Genomic DNA, 24518 nt, shown 5'->3' on the forward strand with positions numbered 1-24518 from the left:
TCCGCTCGGGCGAGTATTCGTCCGCCGGGTGGGGCTAGCCGATCGGATCACCCGTCGGCACGACCGCGTCACCCAGTTCCTCGGCACGGCGGACGGTCACCATCACGCCCAGGTCGGGGTAGGCCACGCGCCGCTTCGGGTCGGTCGCGTCGTCGGGTGCGACCGCCAGCCGGCGGTTGACCTTGCTGCGGTGGTGCATTCGCGCGGTGTTTTCCTGCCCGACGTAGCAGCCCTTGGTGAAGCTGACCCCGTTCAGTTCGCGCGCGTTCGCCTCCAGCCACAGCGTCTCGCCCGAGCCGAGTTCGGCGACACCCTCGGTCACGCCGAGCGACAGGCGATGCGCGTGATAACCCTTGGCCGCGGCATCAGGCGGCGCGATCCAGCGATAGCCGAGCGCGGGGAGTCGCGGGTCGAGGAAGGCACCCGCCACGGCGTCGAGCGACCAATGCACCGCCACGCGCTCGTCGCGCGCGATCGTGATCGCGCGGCGCAGGCGATAGATCGACAGACGCCTGGCAAGCGCGTCGGCCTCGCTCGCCTCGACGTCGAGCAGAACGTCGTCGCCGTCCGGCCACATGATGAAGTCGAACAACGCCTTGCCCTGCGGCGTCAGCAGCGCGGCATAGGCGGGCAGCCGGGCCGTGTCGTTGGTGACGAGCCCCTGGAGGAACGCCGCCACATCCTCCCCCGACACGCGCAGCACGGCGCGATCGGTCAGGGTCGTGCCCGGTCGCGGGTCGCTCGGGGTGGCATCGCTCATGCCCCCAAGCTAGGGAGGCGCATCACGCGACGAAAGGGCTGGCGATGGCGACCTGTGACCTGAAACTGACGGGCGGCACCGTCCATACGCCCGGCGGCCCCGTACAGGCGGACGTCGCGGTGAGCGGCGGGCGCATCGTCGCGATCGGCAGCGCGGGCGGCAGCATCGGCGACGCGGGACGGACGATCGACTGCACCGGGCTCGACATCCTTCCGGGGGTGATCGACACGCAGGTCCACTTCCGCGAACCCGGCCTCGTCTACAAGGAGGACCTGGAGAGCGGCAGCGTCGCCGCGGTGATGGGCGGCGTGACGGGCGTGTTCGAGATGCCCAACACGAAACCCAACACCGACAGCGCGGAGGCGATCGCCGACAAGCTGGCGCGGGCGAAGGACCGGATGTGGTGCGATCACGCCTTCTACGTCGGGGCGACGCACCATAACCCGGCTGCGCTCGCCGAGCTGGAGCGGATGCCGGGCACTGCGGGGGTCAAGATCTTCATGGGCGCGTCGACCGGCGACCTTTTGGTCAGCGACGACGCCACCTTGTCGCAGGTGCTGGCCCACGGCACGCGCCGCGTCGCGATCCACGCCGAGGACGAGGACCGGATGAACGCGCGCGAAGGCGAGCGCGTGACCGGCGACGCCTCGTCGCACCCGGTATGGCGCGACGACGAGAGCGCGATCCTCGCGACCCGCCGTATCCTGGGGCTGGCGCGCGCGGCGGGGCGGCGCATCCACGTGCTGCACGTCACGACGCCGGCGGAACTCGAGCTGCTGGGGCAGAACAAGGACATCGCTACCTGCGAGGTAACGCCGCAGCATCTGACGTTGGCGGGCGAGGAAGCCTATCCGCGGCTCGGCACGCTCGCGCAGATGAACCCGCCGATCCGATCGGGGAAGCACCGCGACGGGTTGTGGCAATGGCTCAATCAGGGCGTGCCCGACGTGATCGGCTCCGACCATGCACCGCACACGCTGGAAGAGAAATCGAAGCCCTACCCCGCGTCGCCCAGCGGGATGCCCGGCGTGCAGACGCTTCTGCCGCTGCTGCTCGACCACGCCGCCAATGGTCGCCTGACGCTCCAGCGCGTGATCGAGCTGACGAGTGCGGGGGCGCAGCGGATCTTCGGCATCGTCGGCAAGGGGCGGATCGTCGCAGGGTACGACGCCGATTTCACGGTGGTGGACCTGAAGAAGCGCTGGACGATCGAGGACAAGTGGCTCGCCTCGCGCAGCGGCTGGTCGCCGTTCACCGGCATGGAACTGACCGGCAAGCCGATCGGCACGATCGTTCGCGGCCAGGTGGCGATGTGGGAGGATCAGCTCGGCGAGCGTGCGCAGGGCAAGCCAATCCGCTTCGAGGCGACCGCGTTCGCCCGCTAAGCGGGTGATTGGGGGGGCCAGCTTGGCGGGCCTACGGTCCTCCTCGACGGCCGATGTGCGATCGGGTTCGCGCGGCGGATCGAACAAGCCGTTATGGGTGCGCCCGCGTCACAGGTTGACGCGGAGCAGCGTCAGCGCCGGCAGGATGCGATGATACGCCGCCGCGATCCCCAGCGCCGACACGAACATGATCGCGATCGAAACGGCGAAACTTTCGAACAGGATGCCGAACGCGCGCGCGTCGATCGCCGCAGCCGCCGGTGTCTGCCGCCTGATCCGGCGACGCTCCCGCTCGGCCATGCCGCCGCCGCGCCGCCCGCGGGCAAGGACAGCCATTGCTCGAGCTGGACCCGGTCCTGCGTCTGGATGCCGCAATGCTGCGCGTCGCTCCAGATCGTCCGGCCGACGATGACCGAGGCCCCCTTGCGCAGCTCGACATAGGTCCCGCGCCTGGGCGGCGACGCGGACTGGAGCATCGCGCCGTTTGCCGACATGTTCTTGATGATCACGTCGGACCAGCCGTTGTCGCTGTTGAGCCGCGCCGCGATCAAGGTCGCGACACGGGGTTGACGGGGTTTCATGATGACGCTCGTTCCGCAATCATCATAGATACTTAGCAAAAGCGTCGCGGTGCTGAGATAGCGTAGATGTACGATCACGTAGTTCTACGCTCATCAACGTTTCGTTAGCCAGACGGTAGGAGGAAGGAACGCGAACAGACGAGTGAGCGCGATGATTGATCAGACGTCTTGCCTTGATAAATCACTGCCGCGGACGGCGCACGACGATCGTCTGCGCGAGCTGTTGCAGCTTACCCGTTTCCAGCGCGAGGCGCTCGATGCCGCGGCCATCGTCGCGGTCACCGACCGGCGCGGCGTCATCACCTCGGTCAACGCGCGCTTCTGCGAGATCAGCGGCTACGACGAACACGAGCTCGTCGGCGCGACGCACCGCATCGTGCGATCCGGCCAGCACGACCGTGCGTTCTTTCAGGATCTGTACCGCACGATCTCGGCCGGCGCGGTCTGGCACGGCGTGATCTGCAACCGCGCGAAGGGCGGGCACCTCTACTGGGTCGACACGACCATCGTTCCGCACAACGACGGGTCGGGCTATACCGCGATCCGTTTCGACGTGACGCCGCAGAAAGAGGCGGAGCAGCATCTGTGGCGGCTCGCCAACGTCGATCCGCTGACGGGCTTGCCGAACCGCCGCCGCGTCATCGAACTGCTGGGCCAGGCGATCGCCGAGGATCAATCCTTCGTGCTCGGCATCCTCGACGTCGATCACTTCAAGGAGGTGAACGACAGCGCCGGGCACGACATCGGCGACCGGCTGCTACAATCGGTCGCGGCGTGCGTCTCGCACGCGATGGAGCCGGGCGACGTGCTCGGCCGGCTCGGCGGGGACGAGTTCGCGGTGATCCTGCGCGCCGACACCGACCCCAACCGCGCGCGCTGCCGGCTCGAGGCGCTCAACGCCGCGATCGCGACCGATCCGGCGCTGCAGGGATTCGGCAGCGCGATCCAGGCGAGCATCGGCGCGGCACGGTTCCCCAGCGACGCAGCGGACGCGGGGGAATTGCTCAAGCGGGCGGACATGGCCTTGTATGCCGCCAAGCGGGGCGGGCGCGGCTGCGCGCGGTTGTTCGCGCCGCAGATGGGCGAGGAGGCCGAACGCCGCGCCAACACCCGTGCCGCGATCCAGCGCGCGCTGACCGCGCAGGAGATGTTCGTCGTCTATCAGCCGATCACCACGATCGGCACGCACCAGCCGATCGCGTTCGAGGCGCTGCTGCGCTGGCGGCGGTCGGACGAGCTGGTGCAGACCCCGGCGAGTTTCGGCGACGTGTTCGACGACGATCGCACCGCGGCCGAGATCGGTTCGTTCGTGCTCGGCAAGGTCCTTTCCCAGATCAAGCGGTGGAACGACGCGGGCGTGCCGTTCCAGTCAATCGCGATCAACGCGACGCTGGGCGATTTCCGCGCCTCGTCCTTCGTCGACCGGATCGTCGCCGAGGTCGACGCCGGCCGCCTGCGCAGCGACCAGCTGTGCGTCGAGATCACGGAGGGCATGCTGCTCGATCGCGGCGCGCGCGCGGTCCGGCAGTCGATCGACCGGTTGCACAGCCGCGGCATCCAGATCGCATTCGACGATTTCGGCACCGGCTTTGCATCATTGACCCACCTACGCCAGCTGCCGATCTCGCGCGTCAAGATCGACAAGAGCTTCATCGAGGCGATCTGCGCCGACCACAAGGACCGCGTGATCGTGAAAAGCGTCATCGACCTCGCGCACCAGCTCAACATCAACGTGGTGGCCGAGGGCGTCGAGGAACGCGAGCAGGCCGACCTGCTGCTCACCCTGTCGTGCGACCGGATCCAGGGTTTCCTGATCTCGCCCGGGGTCGGCGCGGACGACGCGGCGCGGTTCGCCTACGGCAATGCCGCCGCACTCGCGGCATGACCACGACGTTATCTGATGCGGACGATGTCGCCCTTGGGCTCGTGCCCGGCTTCGAGCCCGAGCTTGACCGCGTCGGACAGGCTGCGCACACCGAGCTTGTCCATGACGTTCGCGCGGTAGGTTTCGACCGTGCGGACCGAGAGCCCGAGCCGGTAGGCGATGATCTTATTGGGAAGCCCGAGCGTGATGCCCGAGAAGACGTCGTGCTCACGCTCCGACAGGCGATCGAGCCGCGCGATCGCGGCGGCGCGGCCCGCGCGTTCGTGCTGCTCGTGGCGCTGCCGCTGCAACGCGCGGTCGACCACCGCGACCAGATCGTCGACGCGCAGCGGCTTTTCGAGAAAGTCGACCGCCCCGCCGTGCAGCGCGGCGACCGCGGCGGAGATCGTTCCCGCCCCTGTCAGCATCACGATCTTGTGCACGCTCCCCTCGCGCGCGAGCGTGCGCTGCACCTCCATCCCGTCGACGCCAGGCATGTTGAGGTCGAGGACGATGCAGCCCGGCGGATAGGTCGCGTGGTCGGCGATGAGCGCCGCCCCGTCGGCGAATTCGCGCACCGCGAAGCCGCGCGCGGCGAGCGCATCGGCCAGCTCGGAGCGGAGGTTGGCGTCGTCGTCGACGATGTAGACCGCGCCGCGCTCGGTCATGCCGCCGCCGCCAGCGCGGCCGATGGTTTGGGAAACTGCATCCGCAACGTGGCCCCCGGTTTCGCGACATTGTCGGCGAGCGTAATCGTGCCGCCGACCTCGTCGATGATCTGGCGGCAGACGAACAGGCCCAGCCCCGTCCCCTTTCCGGCAGGTTTGGTGGTCGAGAACGCCTGAAACGCGCTGTCCGCGATGTCGGCGTGGAGCCCCGCCCCGGTATCCTCGATCGCGATGCCGATCGCGTCGGCGCCGACCTCGACCCGGACGGTGATCCGGTCGGGCGGCGCCGGCGACACCCGCAGCGCGCGCGCCGCCTCGATCGAGTCGGCCGCGTTCTGGAGCGCGTTGACGAGGATCTGCTCGACCCCGACGCGCGGCAGCATCAGCGTCGGCAGCGCCTCGGGCGTGACAATCGACAGATGGATGTCGCGCTCCTGCACCACTGCGCGCATGAAGCGGGCGGCGTTCTGGACGGTCTGGAGCAGGTCGGTCGGCTCGCGCTCGTCGCGCTCGATCCGCGCGTAGGTCGAGGTGCGCTGGATGATCGCGGTCGCGCGCTCGACCTGCTCGACGATGCGGTCGAACTTGCGACGGGCGGGCAGGACGGCATCGCCCATGCGGTCGAGCAGCGTGCCGCCATTCTCCGCCGCCAGCGCGATCGTGAACAACGGCTGGCGCAATTCGTGGCTGAGCGCGGAGGCCATCCCGCCCAGTTCCATCAGCCGCGCGTTGTGCCGCATCTGCGTCTGGAACGCCTTGGCGGTGCGCAGCCGGATGACGCAGCCGTAGCGCCACCCGTCAAGCTGCGCGTCATGATCGTGCGCGAGCAGGAGGTACCAGTCGTCGCCGTCGCTGTTCGCCATGCGGAATTCGACCATGATGTCGTTCTGCCCGCCGACCGACTGGAACGCCGCGCGGTCGGCACTGGTCACGCGCATGACGATGTCGCGCCGGCCGAGCGTCGGGTCGAGCTTCACGAACCGCAACGCGCATTCGTCCGGATCGAAGACGACGTCGCTGAACAGTTTCAGGTCCATCGTCGCGCGCAGCTCGGTCACCGCGCGCGCGAGCCGCGCACGCTCGTGTTCCGCCTCGAGGTAATCGTTGCTCGCGGTGGCGAACAGCGCCTGGAGCTCCGCGGTCTCGGCGAAGCGGGTCGGCCGCACGTCGATCGTCTCGCGCGCGCGGAACTTGCCGATCGCGACCACCCAGTCGTCGAGCGATCGCTGGATCGCGCGGCGAAACACCATCAAGGCGACCTGCGCGACGAACAGGAACAGCAGCAGCGGTGCGGTGCGGCGGCCGATATCGCCGAACATCGCCGTCGCCATCGGCCGCATCGGGACGATCGCGACTCTCGCACTCGGCAATGGCGCGGTCACGCACAGGTGCAGCCAATAGGTGAAGGTGTTGCGGTCGCTGGTGTTCGACCGCCTGCCCGTGTCGAACCGTTCGCACCCCAGCCGCCCCGCATCGGTGCGCCACGTGGCGGCTGACGCCACGAAGACACGGGTCACCCGCCCCTCGTCGTTGATCCGCAGCGGATAGGATCGACCCGCGGGTGCGTCCGTCCGCCCCGGCCAGTCGGCCAGATCGTGCGACACGCGCTCGTTGATCGACTGGACGGCCGCGGTCACGCCGTTCAGCTGCCCGAGCAGGAACAGGGCCGCGGCGCACGCGACGACGTTCGACACCAACGCGTCGATGCTGAACTGGAGCGACAGATGCTCGTTGCGGACGATGCGGACGCGGCGCGGATCGTAGCGGAAGAAGAGCACGATCGCGTCGGCCGCGCCCGCGAGCACGAGCTCGCACAGCACCTTACGCGCGATGACGATCGCCGACACCTCGATCGGGCTGGCATAGGTGAGCGACAGGAACACCACGCCGATCGCTGAGCCGAACAGCCCCTGGTAGAATAGCGTGATCGTGGAGAAGCTGTGGCGACCGCGTGCCCAGCGATCGATGACGAACACGTGCCCGATCGCGAGCGCGATCGAGACGGGATGCCCCCACCAGAAGAACGTCGGCGTCATCACCGCCGCCGCGACGACGAGCGCGGGCTTCAATCCGAACCACCGCCACGCCAGCATGTAGAAGACCGGACCGGCGTAGAATTCGAACCCCGGCGCGGCGACGAAGCGCAGTGAGGAAAAGGCGAGCGCGACCACGAACGCCGCGGCGAGCGTCAGCCAGCGGCGACGCGCCGGATGATCGGCGTCGATGACCTCTCCCACCATCAATCACGGTCCGATGTGATGTGCCCGTCGAGAATGATGCCGCGAACGACCGCGGGGCGCAATGGCTTCATAAATAATCCCCGCGTCGCCGACTCGATTTCCTGCCGCGCGGCAAAGGTGAGATCGAGGTGCCCCGTCATCAGGTAAATGGCGGCGCGCGCGGGATCGAAACATTGCGCCTCGCGAAGCGCTCGCAAGACATCCAGGCCATTCTCAATCCCGAGCTTGTAATCACACAGGATGACGTCGATCTCACCGGTGCACGCCGCCATTGCCTCCGCACCATTGCGCGCACCGACCACGCGCGCGCCGAGTGTCGTCGCGAGCTCTACCAGTTCCTCGCGCAGCTCGCAGTCGTCCTCGATGATCAGCACGCGCCGCATGGGGCCGGCATGACACGTCATCGTTGACATCGCGCTAAGACATCGCGCGGTGGAGCCGCTGGCGCAGGTGTTCCAGTGGGACGTCGACGATCGCGGCCGCGGCATCGTCCGCCTGGAGCAGCCCCGCGATCGCGAGCAGGTGCTGACCGATGCGGTCGAACGCCTGCAACGCGGTCATGTGCCGGATCGTGACCTCGGGATCGGCGCACAGCGCCTCGCCGATCACCTCGATCTCGCCGCGCGCGCGGACGAGCTCGTCCGCGATCTGCATCCGCAGCACGGGTGGAAGCGGGTCCGGGTCGGGGGCGGTCATGCGGCAACCGGAACGGGCGCGCGGTGGCACAGCAAGGTGCGGCCCAGCTCGGTCAGGTCGAGCGCGGTCGCCCCGGCGAGCGTTTGCGCCGCGTGCGCGAGCTCGCCCGCCTTCGCCTCGGACGCGACGACGCTGGCGACGCAGCCGCCCGCCGCGCGGACCGCGGCCGCGGCGACGACCCCGTCGTCGCCGACCCCGCTCAGGAACCCCGCCGCGACCCGGCCACCCATCGTGGTGACGAGCGACTGGAGCAAAAGGTTCGCGGACGGCCGGTGCCCCGCGATCGGATCGCCGTCGACTAGGCGGATCACCGGCTGCGCGCCGCGATCGACCACCGCGTGGCGGTGATTGTCGCGGATGAGGTACACGTTGCCGCTTTCGAGCATTTGCCCGTCGAACGCGGCGCGCGCGGTTGGGCGCGCGGATTTCTGCAGCCGGTCGACCAGCGCGTCGGCGAACCCCAGGCTGTCGCCCATGTGCAGGATGACCGGCGGGCAGTTCGCGGGCAGGCGGTTGACGATGTTGGTCACCATGTCGACGCTGCCGGTGTTGCCGACAAGGACCATCACGCTGTCGGGCGTCTGGTAATCGGCCCCGACGAGCGCGCCGCCGGTCGCGTGATGCGTCTTGGTCGCGGTGCCCGCCGCCGCTGCCTTCACGATCTTCGCGAGTTTCGGCCCGATCTTGCGGAACTCCTCCATCGTCGCCGCCTTGGGCTTGGGGAAGCAATCGTACGCACCGAGCTCGAGCGCCTCGAGCGTCGTCGCCGAGCCTTTCTGGGTCAGCGACGAGAGCATGATGACGGGGCGGGGCTTGTCGCGCATGATCTCACGCAGCAGCTCGATGCCGCTGGTACCCGGCATCTCAACGTCGAGCGTGACGACATCGGGGTGGGTGGTCGCGATCAGCGTGCGCGCCTCGGCCGCATTGGCGGCATGGTTGATGACCTGGATGCCGGGGGCTTCCTCCAGAACACCGGAGAAGAGCGCGCGCATCGTGATGGAATCGTCGACGATCAGAACACGGACGGGGGGCATGGCATTATCCTGCAAACGGCGGGGCGGTTGGTGTCACGCAGCGGTGGCGAGCGGCATGGGCGCGGCCGCGATCGCCATGCATTTCAGGTCGAGCACCATCGCCATCCGGTCCTCGACCGCGATCAGCCCCTCGACGTAGCGCTCGGCGTCGGGCTGGCCGAGGTCGGGCGGCGTCTGCATCTCGCTTTCCTCGATGGTGACGATGTCGTTGACCGAATCGACGATCAGGCCGTGGAGCTGCCGGTCGATCTGCAGCACGATGATGACGTGCCGCTGCGTCGGCTCGATCGCGCCCCAGCCGAGCCGCTGGCTCAGATCCATCACGGGCAGCACCGTGCCGCGCAGGTTGACGACGCCGCGGACGAACGGCGGGGCGTGCGGGATCGCGGTGGTCGGCGTCCAGGCGCGGATCTCGCGGATCGCCATGATGTCGACGCCCAGAAGCTTGTTGTCGATGCCGAAGGTGATCAGTTGCCGTGTCACGATGCGCCTCCTCAGTGCGTGACCCGCCGCACCGCCGCGGCGAGTTTCTCGGGGTCGAATGGCTTGACGATCCAGCCCGTCGCGCCGGCTTCGCGCGCACGCGCCTTCTTCTCGGGCGAGCTCTCGGTGGTCAGGACCAGCACGGGAATGTCGCGGAAACGGTCGCGGGCGCGCAGCTCCGCGATCAGGCCGAACCCGTCGAGCCGCGGCATGTTGATGTCGGTGATGACGAGCGTGGGCGAGTTGTTGTCGAGCCACTCGAGCGCGGCGCGGCCGTCCTCGGCTTCCTCGACCTTGAACCCCGCGGCGGTCAGCGAGGCGCGCAACAGCATCCGCATGCTCATGCTGTCGTCGACGGCAAGTATCTGTTTCATCCCCGTTTTCTCCTCGATCTCAGAACAGCTCGACATGGCCCGACGACGGCGGCGGCGCGGCCGGCCGCCCATCGGGCACGTGCTCGGCCACGTGACGACAGCGGACCCGGCCCGACGCGGGTTGCAGCTCGAGCCTGCGCGCCAGGACGCCGCCGGTATCCTCACGCACCAACTGGATGCGATCGGCGGCGAGGAAGTCGCGCGCGAATTGCGCGTTCTTCGACCCGATCGCGCGCATCCCCTCGTGCAGGTTCGCGCCGCCGTAGAGATGCGCGCGCATCGTCGCGCGGCTGGCGCCGCGGGTCAGCATCGCGTTGACCAGCACCTCCATCGCGTAGATCCCGTAGCGCTCGGCCTCGCCGCGATCCTCGCCGCGCCCCTCGGGCGGCGTCGGCAGCAGGAAATGGTTCATCCCGCCAAGCGCGAGCGTGGGATCGAACAGGCAGCAGGCGATGCAGCTTCCGAGCACGGTGCTGAGCACCATCCGCTGGTCGCTCGATACCTCGCTCTCGCCCTGCATGATGGTGTGGCGCCGCGTGCGCGGTTCGGTAGCAAGCGCGCTCAGCATCGGCAGAGCTCCAGTACGTGCGACGCGATCGCATCGAGCGGCAGTACTGTGCCGAGCGCCCCGCATTCGAGTGCCGCGCGCGGCATGCCGTAGATGAGCGAGGTCGCCTCGTCCTGCCCGATCGTGGGCATGCCCGCGCGCCGCATCGCCACGAGCCCCGCCGCACCGTCCTGACCCATCCCGGTCAGGATGATCCCCGCGACGCGCGCCGGGTCGTGCCTGGCCAGCGAATGGAACAGCATGTCGACCGAGGGGCGATGACCCGATAGCGGCGCGTCGTCCGCGATCCGGCACACCGGCTGCTGACGCCCGCTGACGGTCAGATGGCCGACCCCGCCCGGCGCGATATAGACCGTTCCCTGGCGGATCGGCATGCCGTCCTCCGCCTCGACGACCTTCGGGCGGACGCGCATGCTCAACCGCGTCGCGAACATGCGCGTGAAGTTCGCGGGCATGTGCTGGACGACGAGCGTCGGCGGGCAATTGACGGGAAAGGTCGACAAAAGCGCGGTCAACGCCTCGACGCCGCCGGTCGACGCGCCGATCGCGATCATGCGCCCGTTCCACTCGAACCCGACGGGCGGTGCCGCCGCGGGCGTGACGCGCGCGAGCCGGCCGCGGCAGCCCGCGGCCCCCTTCACCTTCGCGATCAGTTCGTCTGCGCAGGTTTCGAGCAAGGTGCGCAACCCGCCGCTCGGCTTCGCGAAACAATCGACCGCGCCCAATTCGAGCGCGCGGACCGTCGCCGCCGCGCCACTCGTCGTGAACGACGACACCATCACGACGGGGGTCGGGCGCAGCCGCATGATCCGGTCAAGGAAGTCGAGCCCGTCCATCCCCGGCATCTCGACATCGAGCGTCACGACATCGGGATCGAGCTCGCGCATTAGCGCGCGCGCCTTGAGCGGCTCGGACGCGGTGCCGACCACCTCGATCTCGGGATCGCGACGCAGCATCGCGGTCACCAGCCCGCGCATCGTCGGCGAGTCGTCGACCACCAGCGCGCGCACGCTCATGCCTCCACCTTTCGATAGATCGTCTGGCCGACCGACGTGAACAGTTCCGCCGCGGCGCCGAGCAGGCGCTCCGAATGCCCGATGTAGAGATAGCCGCCGGGAACGAGCTTCTGCGCCAGCCGGCATTGCAGGCGTTCGGTCGTCGCGGCGTCGAAATAGATCATCGTGTTGCGGCAGAAGATGGCGTCGAACGGGCTCGCGATCGGCCATTCGTCGAGCAGGTTGAGCCGGCGAAAACGGACAAGCCCGCGCGCCTGCGCGCCGATCCGGAAGCCGGCGCCCTCCTGTTCGGTCCAGCTTTCCGCCAGTGCGGGTGGAATATCCGCGAGTGCTTCCGCCGGATAGACGGCGTGCGCCCCCGCCTCGACCACCTGCGCGTTCAGATCGGTCGCGAGCAGCGCGACGTCGCCGGCCAGCAGCGCACGCGCCTCCGCCGCCTCCTCGCCCAGCAGCGTCATCGCGAGCGAATAGACTTCCTCGCCGGTCGACGACCCGGCCGACCACAAGCGCACCCGTTTGCGCGCACGCACCGCGTCGAGGATGCGCGGGCGCAGCGTCGTCGCAACGTGGGTGAAATGGTGGCTTTCGCGGAAGAACCGCGTGTGGTTGGTCGTCAGCGCCTCGATCGCGGCACGCCGCACGACGGGATCGTGGACGATCTTGGTGACAAGCGCGTGCATGTCGCTGCACCCGTTCGCGCGCATCTGCTTGGCGAGCCGGGAGCCTACCAGCACGCGCTTGCCGGGATGGAGGACGAGCCCGGCGTGCGCGTGCGCGATACGCGCGATGACCGTGAAATCGGCGACCGACAGGTCGCGCGGGTCGGTGCCCTCGGCGGGAACGAACGCGGTGTTCATGATGCGAGCAGCCGCGGCATCGTGCCGTCGCGCAGTGCGACAATCCCCTCGACGTCGAGGATCAGCGCGACGCGCCCGTCGCCGAGGATCGTCGCCCCCGCGACGCCCTCGACCTGCTGATAATGCGTCTCCAGGCTCTTGATGACGACCTGACGCTGATCGATGATCTCGTCGACCATCAGGATCGCGGTGCCGAGGCCTTCGGTTTCCACGACGATCAGCACCGCCTCCGCCGGTTCGGAAATCGCCCCCGCGACGCCCAGTTTGTCGCCGACGCCGAGCACCGGCAGGTACGACCCGCGCACGTTCAGCATCCGGTTGCCGAACCCGGTCGATTGCACTGCACCGCGTTCGGGCCGGAGACTCTCGACCACGTGCGTCAGCGGGATGATGTAGGTCTGGTCCGCGACCGAGACGATCATGCCGTCGACAATCGCGAGCGTGAGCGGCAGCGCGAGCGCAAAGGTCGATCCCGCCCCCAGCGTCGACTGGATCGTGACGCGGCCGCCCAGCGCCTGGACGTTCTGCCGCACCACGTCCATGCCGACGCCGCGCCCCGAGATGCTCGACACCTGCTGCGCGGTCGAAAAGCCGGGTGCGAAGATCAGCTGGTCGATCTCCTCGTCGCTCAGTTTCGCGTCGACGGGCACGATCCCGCGCTTCACCGCGATCTCCAGCACCCGCGCGCGGTCGATCCCGCGGCCGTCGTCGCTGACCGAGATGACGATCCGGCTGCCCTTGTGCTCGGCGGATAGCCGCAGCCGCCCCTCGGGCGGCTTTCCGCACGCGATCCGTTCCGCGGGCGTCTCGATCCCGTGATCGACGCAATTGCGCACCAGATGCGTCAGCGGCTCGCCGATCCGCTCGATCACCGTCTTGTCGAGCTCGGTCGCCTCGCCCTCGACCTCCAGGTTGACGCGTTTGCCGGTCGATGCCTCCAGTTCGCGCACGATCCTCGGGACGCGGCCGAACACCGATCGGACCGGCTGCGCGCGGATTGCCATCGCGCTGTCCTGCAATTCGCGCGTGAGTTGATCGAGGTCGGTCAGTTCCTCCAGCCGGGTCATGCCGCTCGACAGCAGCCGCTGCGACAGCATCGATTGGGTGATGACCAGTTCGCCGACGAGGTCGACCAGACGGTCGAGCTTCTCCAGGTCAACGCGGATCGTCGCGCCGTTCGCGGCCTTGGCCTTCGCATCCGCCACCGCGGCCGCGGCCGGCGGCGCGGGGCGCGACACCGGCTCGGCGCGCTCAAGCCGGACGACATTATCGGGCAGCGGTTCAGCGGCGGGGACGGGCCTGCCGCCGGCCGCCGGGTCGGTCTGCGGTCGGGGTGCGACATGATCGGCAACTGGCGATCCCGGCGCGCGCGCGATCGCTACCGACGCGGGGTCGGACACGAAGTCGAACGGCTCGCGGACGCGCGCCTCGTCGAGCGTGCCGGGCAGGCGCAATCGCCACGTGACATACGCTGCGGCCGGGTCGAACGCGTCGACCGGCGGCACGCGGTCGGCATTGACCGACACGATCCTGCCGCCGAGCTCGATCAGTTCGCGGATCACCAGCAGCGGTTCGGCGCCGTTGATCAGATCGCCGCCGGTCGGCGCGAACATGATCTCCCACTCGGCCTGTCCGTCGGACGTGTCGTCGCCGTCGGAGGCTGTGGCGTCGGACGGGGCGATGCCGGACGGGTCGGGGTCGGGTTCCTGCGACAGCGCCGCCATCATCGTGCCGAGATCGAACGACAATGCGGGTGCTTGCGGGCCCGGCGCGGCCGCCCCGGCGGCGGGCTTGATGGTCAGCGCGGTGCGCAGCGCGTCGATCATGGCCGCGTCGTCGGGCGCGTCACCGGCACCGCGGATCGCGGCGACATGGTCGGCGAGCACATCGAACGCGCTGATCAGCAATTCGGTCAGTGCGGCATCGAGCAGCAGCTCGCCGTCGCGTGCCTTGTCGAGCACCGTTTCGAAATGATGGGTGAAGGATTGCAGCGCGAGAAAGCCGAACGCGCCCGCGCCGCCCTTGATCGAGTGAACCGCGCGGAAGATCGTGTTGATCGTTTCCTGATCGTGCGCGCCGGCCTTGATCGTCAGCAGCGCTTCCTCGGCGCTGGCCAGTCCTTCCTCGCATTCCTGCAGGAAAATCTGCTGGATGTCTTCAGGCGCCATGATCGACCTCCGCCTCGATACCGAGCAACGCCGACACCCCGGCGAGACGCGCGGCGTCGCGCAGCGCGGTCGATGCCTTGACCAACTGCACTTCCGGATCGCCGGGCGCCCCGGCACGAAGGACGCTGATCAGCAATTGCAGTCCGGCAAGGCCGATCCGCTCGACGCGGCTGCCGTCGAGCGCGAAGCTCGTCCCTGCATCGGACAGCGCGCGCAATTCGCCCGCGGTGACGCGAACGCCGTCGCGGTCGAGCACCGGTAGAAGAGTGAGGTGGGTCATCGATTGTCAGCCCGCTCGCCTTGTTGGCCCGATCAGAATTCCGACCAGTCTTCGCTGGCGGCCGGCGACAGCGCGACCGCCAGATTGCCGCGCGTCATCGGGCGCGGTGCGGCGCGCGCGGCGGGCGGGCGGCTCGCCTGCTCGGGCTTGCGCGCCTTGTCGCGCGCGGGTGCGGACGGCTTGCGCTCGGTCGAGAGCGTGAAGCGCGAGACGAGCCCGGTCAGCTGATCCGCCTCGCCCGCCAGGCTGCGCGCGGCGGCGGTCGATTGCTCGACCATGGCGGCGTTCTGCTGCGTCATCTTGTCCATCTCGCTGACCGCGACATTGACCTGCTGAAGGCTGTTCGACTGGCTGGCGGCGAGCTGCGAGATCGTGGCGGCGAGTTTCGAGATCTCGGCCACCTTGCCGACGATGCGGTCGAGCGCCTCGCCCGACTGACCGACCAGCGCGACGCCGCGTTCGACCTGTTTTGAGCTCTCGCCGATTAATTCCTTGATGTGCTTCGCCGCCTCGGCCGAGCGCTGCGCGAGCGCGCGCACCTCGTTGGCGACGACCGCGAAGCCCTTGCCGGCATCGCCGGCGCGCGCCGCCTCGACCCCCGCGTTCAGCGCGAGCAGGTTGGTCTGGAAGGCGATCCCGTCGATGACGTTGATGATCTGCGCGATCTCCTGCGCCGAACGCTGGATGTCGTCCATCGCGCCGACGGCTTCCTTGACGACCGCGCCGCCCTGCGTCGCATCCGCGTGCGCCTCGCCGACCGACTGGTTGACGCGCGCCGCGCCCGCCGCGGTTTCGCGCACTCCGCCGGTCAATTGGTCCATCGCCGCCGCGGTCTGTTCGAGCGACGCTGCCTGCTGTTCGGTCCGGTTCGACAGGTCGTCGGATGCCTGGCTGATCTCCGCCGAGCCGGTGTTGATGCTTTCCGCGGTCTCCGACACCTGCAACAGCGTCTCGCTGATCCGCTCGCGCATGAAGGTGAAATCATCGCCGATCTTGCGGAACGCGTCGGGCAGCCCGTCGAGCGTCACCGTGAACTCGCCCTTCGCGAGCGAATCGAGTGCCTCGCCGACGCGCGCGATGACGGCGAGGCGCTGCCCCTCCTCGACCCGGAAATAGCTCGACAGCGCGATGTCCATGTCGAGCAGCGCGCATTTGACGAGTGTCCCGATCACGTGACCGAGCTGCTTGTCGGCGAACCGCGCGACCGGGGAGTCCGCGACGATCTTCTGGATCATCTGCTCCAGCACCATCGCGTACCCGCCGATGTACCATGTCGGTGCGAGCCCGATGCGCGCGTGGACGTTGCCGATCTGCTCGGCCTTCGCGAAATACTGGTCGTTGATCTCGCGCGAGAACAGGTTGTTCCAGTGGTTCAGCTGCTTGTCGCGCGCGTGATCCATGACCTGGCGCGTAGGAAAGAAGCGTGCGACCTCGGGGGTGGAAGCGATCTTGGTGTAGAAATCGCCGAGCGCCTTGTCGGCGTGCTTGTCGACGACCTTCAGGATCCGCGGGAAACTCGCATAATCACTCTGATCGATACCGAAGAAACTGATCCTGGTCGCGTTCTCGGATTCTCTATCCATTACACTTCTCCCCACGGGTTAGGGAAAGATCGGCTTGGGCAGTAAGCGATCGGTTAATTAGCGTGTTATTACGGAGGCGGGCTGGACGCGCGCCATCGGCGGGATGGACGGGTGATCGCCCGCGCCGCGCCCGACACGAATGCAAGCCCGCGACGCCGGTCACGCCGGCGCCGCGGGCACGCGATGTTAGGTGCGGAACAGCCCGGGTCCGGTCAGAACTCGCTCCAGTCGTCGTTCAACGCCAGATTCCCGTGCACCCGCGAGATCTTCGGGACGGCCTTGGTCACGGGGCGAAGCTCGGTCGGGACCGCGGGCGCGGGCATGCGCGTGGCGGCATCGGTCTGGAATCGACCCATCTCGCGCGACAGCGTCGCCGCCTCGTCGGCGAGGCTTCGCGCTGCGGCAGTCGACTGCTCGACCATCGCGGCATTTTGCTGCGTCGTGGTTTCCATGTCGCGAACGGAGACGTTGACCTGCGAGACGCTCTGCACCTGCGCGGCGCTCGCGTTCGCGATCGCCTCGATCATCGCGCTCACCTGCCCGATTTGCCCCAAGATCCGCTGCAACGCCTGTCCCGTCGCATCGACGAGCTTGACGCCCGCGGTGACTTCCTTGGCACTCGCGCTGATCCGCTGCTTGACGTCCATCGCCGCCTCGGCCGACCGCTGGGCGAGGCTTCGGACCTCGGTCGCGACGACCGCGAAGCCCTTTCCGGCCTCACCCGCCCGCGCGGCTTCGACGCCTGCGTTGAGCGCGAGCAGGTTGGTCTGGAACGCGATTCCGTCGATGAGCGCGACGATCTCGCCGATTTCTTCCGAGGTGCGCTCGATCCCCGCCATCGCCTCCACCGCCTGTCGCACGGTTTCCTCGCTCGCGAGCGCCTCGTTCCGCGCCGCGGCGGCGGACTGGTTGGCCTCCGACGCGCCCTCCGCGGCCTGCCGAATCGTCTGCGTCACCTGCTCGAGCGCGGCGGCCGTCTGCTCGAGGCTCGCCGCTTGGCGCTCGGTCCGCGACGACAGGTCGTCGGACGCCTTGCGGATCTCCTCGGCACCCGTCAGCACGCTCGCCGACACCTCGTCGGCCGAGCGGATCATCCCGCTCATCGTCGCCAGCGCGTCGTTGAAGTCGCTGCGCAGCTTGTCGTATTCCGCGGGAAATGCATGATCGATGCGGAACGTCAGGTCGCCCTGCGCGAGCGCGGCCAGGCCCTTCTCCAGCGACGTCACGACGGTCTTGACCGTATTCGCCTCCAGCCTCGTCGCCGCAGCGGCGTTCGCGACGCGGGCGTTCTCGGCAAAGGTTGCCATCGCCTTGGTCATGCGCCCCACGCAATCGCGATAGTCCAGGTATTGGACCTCGCTGTCGAGGTCGCCCTTGGCGAGTGCTTCCATCCGCACCACCGTCGTCACGTACGGATCGCAGATCAATTTCTTGGCCACGAGGATCAGTGCCGCAGCGGCAATCGCGCTCGCCGATGCCAGCAACAGCGCGGTCGACCAGTCGACGTGATCGGTCGAGTAGGTGGTCTGCGCGAGCGAGACAGCAAAGGAGAGGCTTCCGATCAACCCGGCTATCACATTGAACTTGGTGCGAACGGGAGCGTTGCGAATGAACCATGTGATCATGTTCGAACCCCAACGATAGGACGCGCTCCTGATCGCTCCGCGGGGAAAATAATGTGTTAAAACACTGCTACCGTATTTGTACGGAGGTGCGAGGGAACGCCTCGATACTTCGGGGCAAGCGCATCTCATCATGCCGGGGCGCGTATAGGAGGCTGGTGGGTCCGCCGGGGCTCGAACCCGGGACCTCTCGATTAAAAGTCGCTTGCTCTACCGACTGAGCTACGGACCCCAACAGCGTCCGCGCGAACTAGGGGCGGGGCGGCGCGCGGTCAACCGGGTGTAGAGCTGCCGGACGCTGAGACCCGTCACGGGATCGCGCCACGCCGGTGCGATCGCGAGCGCGGGTGCCAGCACGAAGCCTCGCGCGCGAAAGGCGCGGTGCGGCACGGTGAGCGTCGGCGTAGCGATGCGCCCGCCCGACCACAGGATGATATCGAGGTCGATCACCCGCGCGCCCCAGCGGCGCCCGGTCCGGCGACCGAACGCCCGCTCGATCCGCTTCAACCGCGCGAGCAGCTCGGCGGGCGACTCGTCGCTCTCGATCACGGCCGCGGCGTTGGCGAAGGTGCGCGTCGAGGGCCCAAGCGGCGCACTGGCGACGATCGGCGAGGCGCGCCCAGCCAGCAGCCGCAATGCGGCGGCGACCTCATCCTTCGGGCGACCGTGACGCCCGGCGCGGTTCGACCCGAGCGCGACGAGGTAGGTTGAGCGACGCATGGTGATGCGCCTATCGCATGGCCATGTATTTCGCACCCTCCCCCATTCCCGCGACCGAACCGCCGCGCGACTGCCCGCGCTGCCCGCGGCTGGTCGCGTTCCGCGAAGCCTTGCGCGTCGAATATCCCGACTGGTGGAATGCGCCCGTCAACGCGTTTGGTGATCCGGACGCGTGGCTCGCGATCATCGGCCTCGCCCCCGGCAAGCACGGCGCGAACCGCACCGGCCGCCCCTTCACCGGCGATTACGCGGGCGAGCTGCTGTTCAGCACGTTGGGCAAATACGGCCTCGCACACGGCACGTTCGAGGCGCGGGCGGACGATACGCTGGCGCTCGACGGCGCGATCATCATCAACGCGGTGAAATGCCTGCCGCCCGAAAACAAGCCGACGCCCGAGGAGATCCGCACCTGCCGCACCTTCCTCGAGGGGCAGGCAGCGGTGCTGCCCAACGTCCGCGTGTTCGTGGCGCTGGGTCAGATCGCGCACCAGTCGGCGGTCAAGATGCTCGGCGGGCGGCTGCCCAAGGCGAAGTTCGGCCATCTGGCCGAGCACGAGATGCCGGACGGGCGCATCCTGCTCGATAGCTATCATTGCTCGCGCTACAACCAGAACACCGGGCGGCTAACGACGGAGATGTTCGAGGCGGTGTTCGCGCGCGCGCTGGAACTACGCGGGCGGTCCGCACCATGATAGGGTCGCGCCGTCACTGACCGGAGACTTCGACCATGTCGCTTCTTCTGCTCGTCGCGCTGGCCAGCGCCGCGCCCACCAGGGCGCCCGACGCCAAGCCGTTGTGCCAGGACACGCAGACCCGGCTGATCGCGGCGAAGCGCAAGAGCGGCATCCACCCGCTCGGTCAGGAACCCAACGCCGACGCGGTGCTGACCGTGCTGCGCAGCGAGAACGGCTGCTCGCGCCCGGTGAAGGTGCGCGAGGACATCGGCGCGCGGAAGCGCTGAAGCCGCGGTGCCGGCCGCTCAGATGTCGGCGACGAGCCGGCCATAGAGTTCGGGGCGACGATCGCGGAAGAAGCCGAAGGCGGCGCGGTGGCGCTTGACCCGCGCGAGGTCGAGCGTCGCGGTGATGACGCCCTCCTCCTCGCGGTCGAGCTCGGCCAAGATGTCGCCGCGCTCGTCGGTGATGAACGACGTGCCGTAAAAGGTCTGACCGTGCTCCGTGCCGACGCGGTTCGCGGCGATGACGGGAACGACGTTCGACACCGCGTGGCCGACCATCGCGCGCCGCCACAATCGCGCGGTGTCGAGGCTGGTGTCGTGCGGCTCGCTGCCGATCGCGGTCGGGTAGAACAACAGCTCCGCGCCCATCAGCATCATCGCGCGCGCGGTCTCGGGATACCATTGATCCCAGCAGACGCCGACGCCGAGCGTGGTGCGGTTGGGGCCCGGCCACACCTTGAACCCGGTGTTGCCGGGGCGGAAATAGAACTTCTCCTCGTAGCCCGGACCGTCGGGGATGTGGCTCTTGCGGTATACGCCCTGCACCTCGCCGTCGGGGCCGATCATCGCCAGGCTGTTGTAATGGTGCGGGCCGTCCGCCTCGAAGAAGCTGGTCGGGATCCAGACGCCCAACGCCTCGGCCAGTGCCTGCATCGCCAGCACCGCCTTGTGTTCGCCCACCGGCGCCGCGTTCGCGAAAAGCCCCTCGTCCTCGACGCGGCAGAAATATTCGCCTTCGAACAATTCGGGCGGCAGGATCACCTGCGCACCGCGGCCATGCGCCTCGCGCACGGCGTCGGACACCTTGGCGATGTTGGCGTCGATATCGGCGGAGAAGGCGAGCTGAAGCGCGGCAACGGTGATCTCGGTCATGCGGCGTCAGATAGGCGCTCGCGCAGGGTTGCGCAAAGGCGATCGCGGCATCCGCACGCCACCTTGCGTGCGAACTCGCTCGAAAGCGATCGCGATGCCGAGCAGCAGGAACGGCGTCACGAACGCGCGGTGGCGCTCGTCGAACTCGAACCAGACGCCCAGCAGCAGCAATTGCGCGAAGCACGCCGCGAGCAGCCGCGTCACGCGCTTCCCGCGCAACCGGAAGGTCGCCACCGACGACAGAGCCAGCAGCAGTACGTGCGCGCCTTGCACCAGCGGCAGCAGCAATGCGGTGATCGGCGCGGTGACTACGGGGCGCATCGCGGCGAGCCGGACCAGCCCCGCGTCGGCGAGGCCCATCGCGCGCACGAACTTCGCGACCGTCAGCCGCGCCGCCTCGGCCGGGTGGGTCGCGATCCACTCGATCGCGATCCGTCCCGCGGCATGCGAGAAGGCGAGTTCGGGCAGGCCGTAGAGCGCGGCGGGCGGCGGCATCCACGTGCCCGTCGCCGCCGGGTTGTTGCCGATCCACAGGCTGTAGCCGCTCGCGCTGGTCAGCGGCACGAAGGCGCCGAGCAGGTCGTAGTTGCGCCACCACCACGGCAGCATCGCGAGCGCCGCGACGCCAGCGGCCATCGCGCCGGCCCGCGCCAGCCGAACCGTCCCCAGCCGCCGCCATTGCAGCAGCGCGAACAATCCGCCGAGCAGCGAGTCGCCCGGCTGCGTCAGCGCGAGCACGGCCGAGGCGAGCCCGAGCAGCGCGACCTCGCGTACACGCCCGCTCGTCACGCTCCAGCCATAGGCGAGCAGCAGCGCGAACAGCGTGACGAGGCTCTCCTTCTGCGCGAGCGGCGCGTCTAGCAGAACTGCGGGCCAGATCAGGAACAGCCCGGCCGCCGCCACCCCTGCGCGCGCCGCGCCCAATTGCCGCGCGATGAGCATGATCACACCGGCCGAGGCGACGTCGAGCAAACTGGAGAGCAACAGCAGCGACGCGGTCGACAGCCCGGCGATCGCGCCCCAGCCCGCGAGCAACAGCGGGTAGGCGGGCGGGAACAGCGCCACCGCGCGCGTGCCCATATACGGCTCGACCACGCCGAGCCCGTGACCCGCCAGAAACCCGCGCGCGAGGACGAGATACCAGTGCGGATCGCCCGGCGAGACGCGCCCGTCGCTCAAGAACGCGGCTGCGACGCGGAGCGCGATCGCGACGGTGGCGACGGCGACCCAGCCTCCCCTGCCCGTCGCGCGCGGCAGATGCGTCAATACCCACGCGGCGACGACGAACCAGGCGGCGAACAGCACCCATCCGCCCGCACCCGCACCCCAGCGCGCGGCGAGTGCGGGTGCGCTGCCGACGCCGTAGGCCGCCAGCAGCAGCAGCATCGCCGCCAGCGCGGCGCCGAGAACACGGTCGGGCTTCATCGCACCCGCGACCCTATGACCGCGTGCCGCTCAAGCAACCAAGCCGATCGCCGCGCGGTGGCCGATCTGTCCCTTATTCGCGCATGACGTGGTTAACCGATCAACAATCCCGCGAGCGCGGCGCTCATCAGGTTGGCGAGGCTCCCCGCGAGCAGTGCGCGCAGGCCCAGCTTGGCGATCGTCGGGCGCTGATTGGGGGCAAGCCCGCCCGTCACCGCCATCTGGATCGCGATCGAGGAGAAATTGGCAAATCCGCACAGCGCGAACGTGATGACAGCGACCGTGCGCGGCGACAGGTTCGCCGCCTGCTTGCCGAGGTCGATATAGGCGACGAATTCGTTCAGCACGATCTTCTCGCCGAACAGGCCACCCGCGATCCCCGCCTCGTTCCACGGCACGTTCAAGAGGAACATCACCGGCTGGAACACACGGCCGAGCAGCCCCTGGAAGCTCAGCCCCGGCAGCCCGACCAGATTGCCCAGCCCGCCGAGGATCCCGTTAGCAAGCGCGACCAGCGCGACGAACGCGAGCACCATCGCGCCGACCGCGACCGCCAGCTTGACGCCTGTCTGCGCCCCCTGCGCGGCGGCCATGATGAGGTTGGCAGGCTTTTCCTCGTCGTGCGTCGCTTGCGGAAGCGGCTCACCCGGCGTTTCCGACGGCAGCACCGCGGGGCCGCGCGCGTCGAGCCGCCCTTCGGCGATCGCGATCTGCCGCCCCTCGATGCTCAGCGGATCGTTGGGATCGTCGAGCGGCAGTTCGCCGGGGCGCGGCTGCAGCCGGTCGGGCATGATGATCTTCGCCATCAGGATGCCGCCCGGCGCCGCCATGAAGCTCGCCGCCAGCAGGTAGTCGATGCTGATTCCCATCGACGCATAGGCAGCGAGGATCGTGCCCGCGACCCCCGCCATCCCGCTCGTCATGACGGTGAACACCTGCGGCGGGGTGAGCCCGGCGAGATAGGGGCGGATGACGAGCGGCGATTCGCTCTGCCCGACGAAGATGTTGGCGGCGGCGCACAGGCTCTCGACCTTGCTGACGCCGATCACGCGTTCGATCGCGCCGCCGAGCCAACGCACCACCAATTGCATGATGCCGAGATGATAGAGGATCGAGACGAGCGCTGCGAAGAAGATGATGACGGGCAGCGCCGCGATCGCGAAGCTGGTGCCGCCAATCTCGGGTTTCGCCAGCGGGCCGAACAGGAACTCGACGCCCGCGTGCGCGTACCCCAGCAGCGCCGCGACCCCGCCCGACGCGCCGGCGAGCGCCGCTCGGCCGGGCGACCAGTAAAGCACGATCACCGCGATCGCCGCCTGAAGCGCGAAGGCCGAGCCGACCACGCGCAGCCGGATCGCGCGGCGATCGGTGGAAAGCAACAGCGCGATCCCGAGGATCACCGCGACGCCCGCGAGGCCGATGAGGATACGCTGCATGAAACTTCCGCGTGAGAAATGGAAACGACAACGCGGCCCCCCGCGCGGCCGCGCATCATACACATGACGCACGCGCACGCCACACATGCTTGCCGGGGCTCGACGACCGAGCGCGCCGCACGACGTTACTGACTTGCAACACGAGCCCCAACCCCACGATCTCGCAGGCGGACACGCGGATTGGTTCCGCACGATTGACCCGGCGGCGTTTCGCGCTAGCAGTCGGCCATGCCGATCCCGCCAACACCCGTCGCCCATCCACCCGCGCCGCCGATCTCGCGGTCGCTGTTCGTGTTCTCGATTTTCTACGGCGGGATGACGTGCATCGCGGGCGTGCTCGGGAACAAGCAGGTGGCGCTCGGGCCCCTGGCGGTCGAAGCGGGCATCTTCGCCTTTCTTCTGCTGGTCGTCACCTCCAGCGCGGTGGCGGAACTGCACGGACGCGTGGTCGCGGGGCGACTGGTCGTGTTCGGCTTCGTCCCGCTGCTCGTCTCGATCCTCCTGTCGGGCATCGTCCACGCACTGCCCGCCTCGCCCGAGATGCAGCCTGCCAACCGCGACGCGATCCAGCTCGTCCTCGGCTCCACCTGGCGGATCTGGCTCGGCGGCATCGTTGCCTACGGCGTGTCGCAGTCGCTCAACATCACGATCTTCTCGTGGCTGAAGGGGCGCGAAGGGTCGAGCCTGCTGTGGCTGCGCGCCGGCCTCGCCAGCATGCTGTCGCAGGTCGTCGACACGCTGCTGTTCGTCACGATCGCGTTCGGCGGGGTGTTCCCGATCGCCGAACTGCTCGCGGGGCAGATGATTTCGAAGGTCGTGTTGTCGGCGGTGCTGGTCCCGCCGCTGATCTATCTCGCGGTGTCGATCGGACGGCGCCTAGACGCCTGACGCGGGCCTAGGGGGAGCGGACCGCCGCTCCCCTGC

The 24518-nt window shown here is 68.7% G+C and carries 25 protein-coding genes, 1 tRNA gene and 1 pseudogene; 5 read left to right on the top strand and 22 right to left on the bottom strand.

Annotation, left to right across the window (positions count from 1 at the left end):
• Window positions 1-34: 34 nt before the first annotated feature.
• The gene (gene ygfZ / locus KZ810_RS13700) at window positions 35-760 is read right to left on the bottom strand and encodes a CAF17-like 4Fe-4S cluster assembly/insertion protein YgfZ (protein WP_219769671.1); all 726 of its coding nucleotides are present in this window, start codon (window positions 758-760) and stop codon (window positions 35-37) included.
• Between the two features lie 44 nt (window positions 761-804).
• Between ygfZ and KZ810_RS13705 the strand changes: the two genes are divergently transcribed.
• Window positions 805-2145 (top strand): dihydroorotase, encoded by a 1341-nt coding sequence (locus KZ810_RS13705; protein WP_219769672.1) that lies wholly within the window; start codon window positions 805-807, stop codon window positions 2143-2145.
• A 108-nt stretch (window positions 2146-2253) separates the two neighbouring features.
• Here the strand turns inward: KZ810_RS13705 and KZ810_RS13710 are convergent, their stop codons facing one another.
• Both KZ810_RS13710 and KZ810_RS17445 read right to left on the bottom strand, forming a co-directional pair.
• A complete protein-coding gene (locus KZ810_RS13710) occupies window positions 2254-2481 on the bottom strand; it encodes a hypothetical protein (protein WP_219769673.1) in 228 nt (75 codons plus the stop codon).
• A 35-nt stretch (window positions 2482-2516) separates the two neighbouring features.
• A pseudogene (locus KZ810_RS17445) lies at window positions 2517-2726 on the bottom strand (PilZ domain-containing protein); the annotation flags it as partial.
• 151 nt (window positions 2727-2877) lie between these two features.
• Between KZ810_RS17445 and KZ810_RS13715 the strand changes: the two are divergent.
• Entirely contained in the window at window positions 2878-4611 is a 1734-nt protein-coding gene (locus KZ810_RS13715; RefSeq protein WP_219769674.1) for a putative bifunctional diguanylate cyclase/phosphodiesterase, read from the top strand.
• Between the two features lie 8 nt (window positions 4612-4619).
• On the opposite strand, the gene KZ810_RS13720 is transcribed toward KZ810_RS13715, so the two are convergent.
• The 16 genes from KZ810_RS13720 to folK form a co-directional block, all read right to left on the bottom strand.
• The gene (locus KZ810_RS13720; RefSeq protein ID WP_219769675.1) at window positions 4620-5258 is read right to left on the bottom strand and encodes a response regulator transcription factor; all 639 of its coding nucleotides are present in this window, start codon (window positions 5256-5258) and stop codon (window positions 4620-4622) included.
• Complete coding sequence (locus tag KZ810_RS13725; protein ID WP_219769676.1) at window positions 5255-7498, bottom strand: sensor histidine kinase; 2244 nt, start codon at window positions 7496-7498, stop codon at window positions 5255-5257. Before KZ810_RS13725 ends, KZ810_RS13720 begins: the two co-directional genes overlap by 4 nt.
• The gene (locus tag KZ810_RS13730) at window positions 7498-7902 is read right to left on the bottom strand and encodes a response regulator (protein ID WP_219769677.1); all 405 of its coding nucleotides are present in this window, start codon (window positions 7900-7902) and stop codon (window positions 7498-7500) included. The genes KZ810_RS13725 and KZ810_RS13730 overlap by 1 nt, the downstream gene beginning before the upstream one ends.
• 13 nt (window positions 7903-7915) lie before the next feature.
• The gene (locus KZ810_RS13735) at window positions 7916-8194 is read right to left on the bottom strand and encodes a hypothetical protein (protein WP_219769678.1); all 279 of its coding nucleotides are present in this window, start codon (window positions 8192-8194) and stop codon (window positions 7916-7918) included.
• A complete protein-coding gene (locus tag KZ810_RS13740) occupies window positions 8191-9231 on the bottom strand; it encodes a chemotaxis protein CheB (protein ID WP_219769679.1) in 1041 nt (346 codons plus the stop codon). The genes KZ810_RS13735 and KZ810_RS13740 overlap by 4 nt, the downstream gene beginning before the upstream one ends.
• A 33-nt stretch (window positions 9232-9264) precedes the next feature.
• Complete coding sequence (locus tag KZ810_RS13745) at window positions 9265-9714, bottom strand: chemotaxis protein CheW (protein ID WP_219769680.1); 450 nt, start codon at window positions 9712-9714, stop codon at window positions 9265-9267.
• An 11-nt stretch (window positions 9715-9725) separates the two neighbouring features.
• Window positions 9726-10088: a response regulator gene (locus KZ810_RS13750; protein WP_219769681.1), complete on the bottom strand. Its 363-nt coding sequence runs from the start codon at window positions 10086-10088 to the stop codon at window positions 9726-9728.
• A 19-nt stretch (window positions 10089-10107) separates the two neighbouring features.
• Window positions 10108-10656: a chemotaxis protein CheD gene (locus KZ810_RS13755; protein ID WP_219769682.1), complete on the bottom strand. Its 549-nt coding sequence runs from the start codon at window positions 10654-10656 to the stop codon at window positions 10108-10110.
• Window positions 10650-11672 carry a protein-glutamate methylesterase/protein-glutamine glutaminase gene (locus KZ810_RS13760; protein WP_219769683.1) on the bottom strand — a complete coding sequence of 341 codons (1023 nt, stop codon included), beginning with the start codon at window positions 11670-11672 and terminating at the stop codon, window positions 10650-10652. The genes KZ810_RS13755 and KZ810_RS13760 overlap by 7 nt, the downstream gene beginning before the upstream one ends.
• Window positions 11669-12529, bottom strand: coding sequence for a CheR family methyltransferase (locus KZ810_RS13765; RefSeq protein WP_219769684.1), 861 nt, complete (start codon window positions 12527-12529; stop codon window positions 11669-11671). The genes KZ810_RS13760 and KZ810_RS13765 overlap by 4 nt, the downstream gene beginning before the upstream one ends.
• Window positions 12526-14697 (bottom strand): chemotaxis protein CheA, encoded by a 2172-nt coding sequence (locus tag KZ810_RS13770; RefSeq protein WP_219769685.1) that lies wholly within the window; start codon window positions 14695-14697, stop codon window positions 12526-12528. Before KZ810_RS13770 ends, KZ810_RS13765 begins: the two co-directional genes overlap by 4 nt.
• Complete coding sequence (locus KZ810_RS13775; RefSeq protein ID WP_219769686.1) at window positions 14687-14977, bottom strand: STAS domain-containing protein; 291 nt, start codon at window positions 14975-14977, stop codon at window positions 14687-14689. Before KZ810_RS13775 ends, KZ810_RS13770 begins: the two co-directional genes overlap by 11 nt.
• 32 nt (window positions 14978-15009) lie before the next feature.
• Window positions 15010-16560 (bottom strand): globin-coupled sensor protein, encoded by a 1551-nt coding sequence (locus tag KZ810_RS13780; protein WP_219769687.1) that lies wholly within the window; start codon window positions 16558-16560, stop codon window positions 15010-15012.
• Window positions 16561-16772: 212 nt separating this feature from the next.
• The gene (locus tag KZ810_RS13785; protein WP_219769688.1) at window positions 16773-18185 is read right to left on the bottom strand and encodes a methyl-accepting chemotaxis protein; all 1413 of its coding nucleotides are present in this window, start codon (window positions 18183-18185) and stop codon (window positions 16773-16775) included.
• A 153-nt stretch (window positions 18186-18338) separates the two neighbouring features.
• Window positions 18339-18414 (bottom strand) — tRNA-Lys (locus tag KZ810_RS13790).
• On the bottom strand, window positions 18405-18902 hold the full coding sequence (gene folK, locus KZ810_RS13795) for a 2-amino-4-hydroxy-6-hydroxymethyldihydropteridine diphosphokinase (RefSeq protein ID WP_219769689.1): 498 nt from the start codon (window positions 18900-18902) through the stop codon (window positions 18405-18407). Before folK ends, KZ810_RS13790 begins: the two co-directional genes overlap by 10 nt.
• A gap of 23 nt (window positions 18903-18925) precedes the next feature.
• Here folK and KZ810_RS13800 point away from each other — a divergent pair, with 23 nt between their 5' ends.
• Window positions 18926-19594, top strand: coding sequence for a uracil-DNA glycosylase (locus KZ810_RS13800; RefSeq protein ID WP_219769782.1), 669 nt, complete (start codon window positions 18926-18928; stop codon window positions 19592-19594).
• Between the two features lie 35 nt (window positions 19595-19629).
• A complete protein-coding gene (locus KZ810_RS13805; RefSeq protein ID WP_219769690.1) occupies window positions 19630-19863 on the top strand; it encodes a hypothetical protein in 234 nt (77 codons plus the stop codon).
• An 18-nt stretch (window positions 19864-19881) separates the two neighbouring features.
• On the opposite strand, the gene aguB is transcribed toward KZ810_RS13805, so the two are convergent.
• The 3 genes from aguB to KZ810_RS13820 form a co-directional block, all read right to left on the bottom strand.
• Entirely contained in the window at window positions 19882-20733 is an 852-nt protein-coding gene (gene aguB, locus KZ810_RS13810) for an N-carbamoylputrescine amidase (RefSeq protein WP_219769691.1), read from the bottom strand.
• Between the two features lie 6 nt (window positions 20734-20739).
• Complete coding sequence (locus KZ810_RS13815) at window positions 20740-22158, bottom strand: glycosyltransferase (protein WP_219769692.1); 1419 nt, start codon at window positions 22156-22158, stop codon at window positions 20740-20742.
• 92 nt (window positions 22159-22250) lie between these two features.
• A complete protein-coding gene (locus tag KZ810_RS13820; RefSeq protein ID WP_219769693.1) occupies window positions 22251-23594 on the bottom strand; it encodes a NupC/NupG family nucleoside CNT transporter in 1344 nt (447 codons plus the stop codon).
• A gap of 228 nt (window positions 23595-23822) precedes the next feature.
• Here KZ810_RS13820 and KZ810_RS13825 point away from each other — a divergent pair, with 228 nt between their 5' ends.
• Window positions 23823-24482, top strand: a complete 660-nt coding sequence (locus KZ810_RS13825) for a queuosine precursor transporter (RefSeq protein WP_219769694.1) — start codon at window positions 23823-23825, stop codon at window positions 24480-24482.
• Window positions 24483-24518: the final 36 nt, after the last annotated feature.

Origin of the sequence: Sphingomonas citricola, assembly GCF_019429535.1 — a bacterium.
Lineage (GTDB): Bacteria > Pseudomonadota > Alphaproteobacteria > Sphingomonadales > Sphingomonadaceae > Sphingomonas > Sphingomonas citricola.

Coding starts and splice junctions, on each gene's coding strand:
- ygfZ (WP_219769671.1), bottom strand. CDS start 760: ATGAGCGATGCCACCCCGAGCGACCCGCGACCGGGCACGACCCTGACC.
- KZ810_RS13705 (WP_219769672.1), top strand. CDS start 805: ATGGCGACCTGTGACCTGAAACTGACGGGCGGCACCGTCCATACGCCC.
- KZ810_RS13710 (WP_219769673.1), bottom strand. CDS start 2,481: ATGGCTGTCCTTGCCCGCGGGCGGCGCGGCGGCGGCATGGCCGAGCGG.
- KZ810_RS13715 (WP_219769674.1), top strand. CDS start 2,878: ATGATTGATCAGACGTCTTGCCTTGATAAATCACTGCCGCGGACGGCG.
- KZ810_RS13720 (WP_219769675.1), bottom strand. CDS start 5,258: ATGACCGAGCGCGGCGCGGTCTACATCGTCGACGACGACGCCAACCTC.
- KZ810_RS13725 (WP_219769676.1), bottom strand. CDS start 7,498: ATGGTGGGAGAGGTCATCGACGCCGATCATCCGGCGCGTCGCCGCTGG.
- KZ810_RS13730 (WP_219769677.1), bottom strand. CDS start 7,902: ATGACGTGTCATGCCGGCCCCATGCGGCGCGTGCTGATCATCGAGGAC.
- KZ810_RS13735 (WP_219769678.1), bottom strand. CDS start 8,194: ATGACCGCCCCCGACCCGGACCCGCTTCCACCCGTGCTGCGGATGCAG.
- KZ810_RS13740 (WP_219769679.1), bottom strand. CDS start 9,231: ATGCCCCCCGTCCGTGTTCTGATCGTCGACGATTCCATCACGATGCGC.
- KZ810_RS13750 (WP_219769681.1), bottom strand. CDS start 10,088: ATGAAACAGATACTTGCCGTCGACGACAGCATGAGCATGCGGATGCTG.
- KZ810_RS13755 (WP_219769682.1), bottom strand. CDS start 10,656: ATGCTGAGCGCGCTTGCTACCGAACCGCGCACGCGGCGCCACACCATC.
- KZ810_RS13760 (WP_219769683.1), bottom strand. CDS start 11,672: ATGAGCGTGCGCGCGCTGGTGGTCGACGACTCGCCGACGATGCGCGGG.
- KZ810_RS13765 (WP_219769684.1), bottom strand. CDS start 12,529: ATGAACACCGCGTTCGTTCCCGCCGAGGGCACCGACCCGCGCGACCTG.
- KZ810_RS13770 (WP_219769685.1), bottom strand. CDS start 14,697: ATGGCGCCTGAAGACATCCAGCAGATTTTCCTGCAGGAATGCGAGGAA.
- KZ810_RS13775 (WP_219769686.1), bottom strand. CDS start 14,977: ATGACCCACCTCACTCTTCTACCGGTGCTCGACCGCGACGGCGTTCGC.
- KZ810_RS13780 (WP_219769687.1), bottom strand. CDS start 16,560: ATGGATAGAGAATCCGAGAACGCGACCAGGATCAGTTTCTTCGGTATC.
- KZ810_RS13785 (WP_219769688.1), bottom strand. CDS start 18,185: ATGATCACATGGTTCATTCGCAACGCTCCCGTTCGCACCAAGTTCAAT.
- folK (WP_219769689.1), bottom strand. CDS start 18,902: ATGCGTCGCTCAACCTACCTCGTCGCGCTCGGGTCGAACCGCGCCGGG.
- KZ810_RS13800 (WP_219769782.1), top strand. CDS start 18,926: ATGTATTTCGCACCCTCCCCCATTCCCGCGACCGAACCGCCGCGCGAC.
- KZ810_RS13805 (WP_219769690.1), top strand. CDS start 19,630: ATGTCGCTTCTTCTGCTCGTCGCGCTGGCCAGCGCCGCGCCCACCAGG.
- aguB (WP_219769691.1), bottom strand. CDS start 20,733: ATGACCGAGATCACCGTTGCCGCGCTTCAGCTCGCCTTCTCCGCCGAT.
- KZ810_RS13815 (WP_219769692.1), bottom strand. CDS start 22,158: ATGAAGCCCGACCGTGTTCTCGGCGCCGCGCTGGCGGCGATGCTGCTG.
- KZ810_RS13820 (WP_219769693.1), bottom strand. CDS start 23,594: ATGCAGCGTATCCTCATCGGCCTCGCGGGCGTCGCGGTGATCCTCGGG.
- KZ810_RS13825 (WP_219769694.1), top strand. CDS start 23,823: ATGCCGATCCCGCCAACACCCGTCGCCCATCCACCCGCGCCGCCGATC.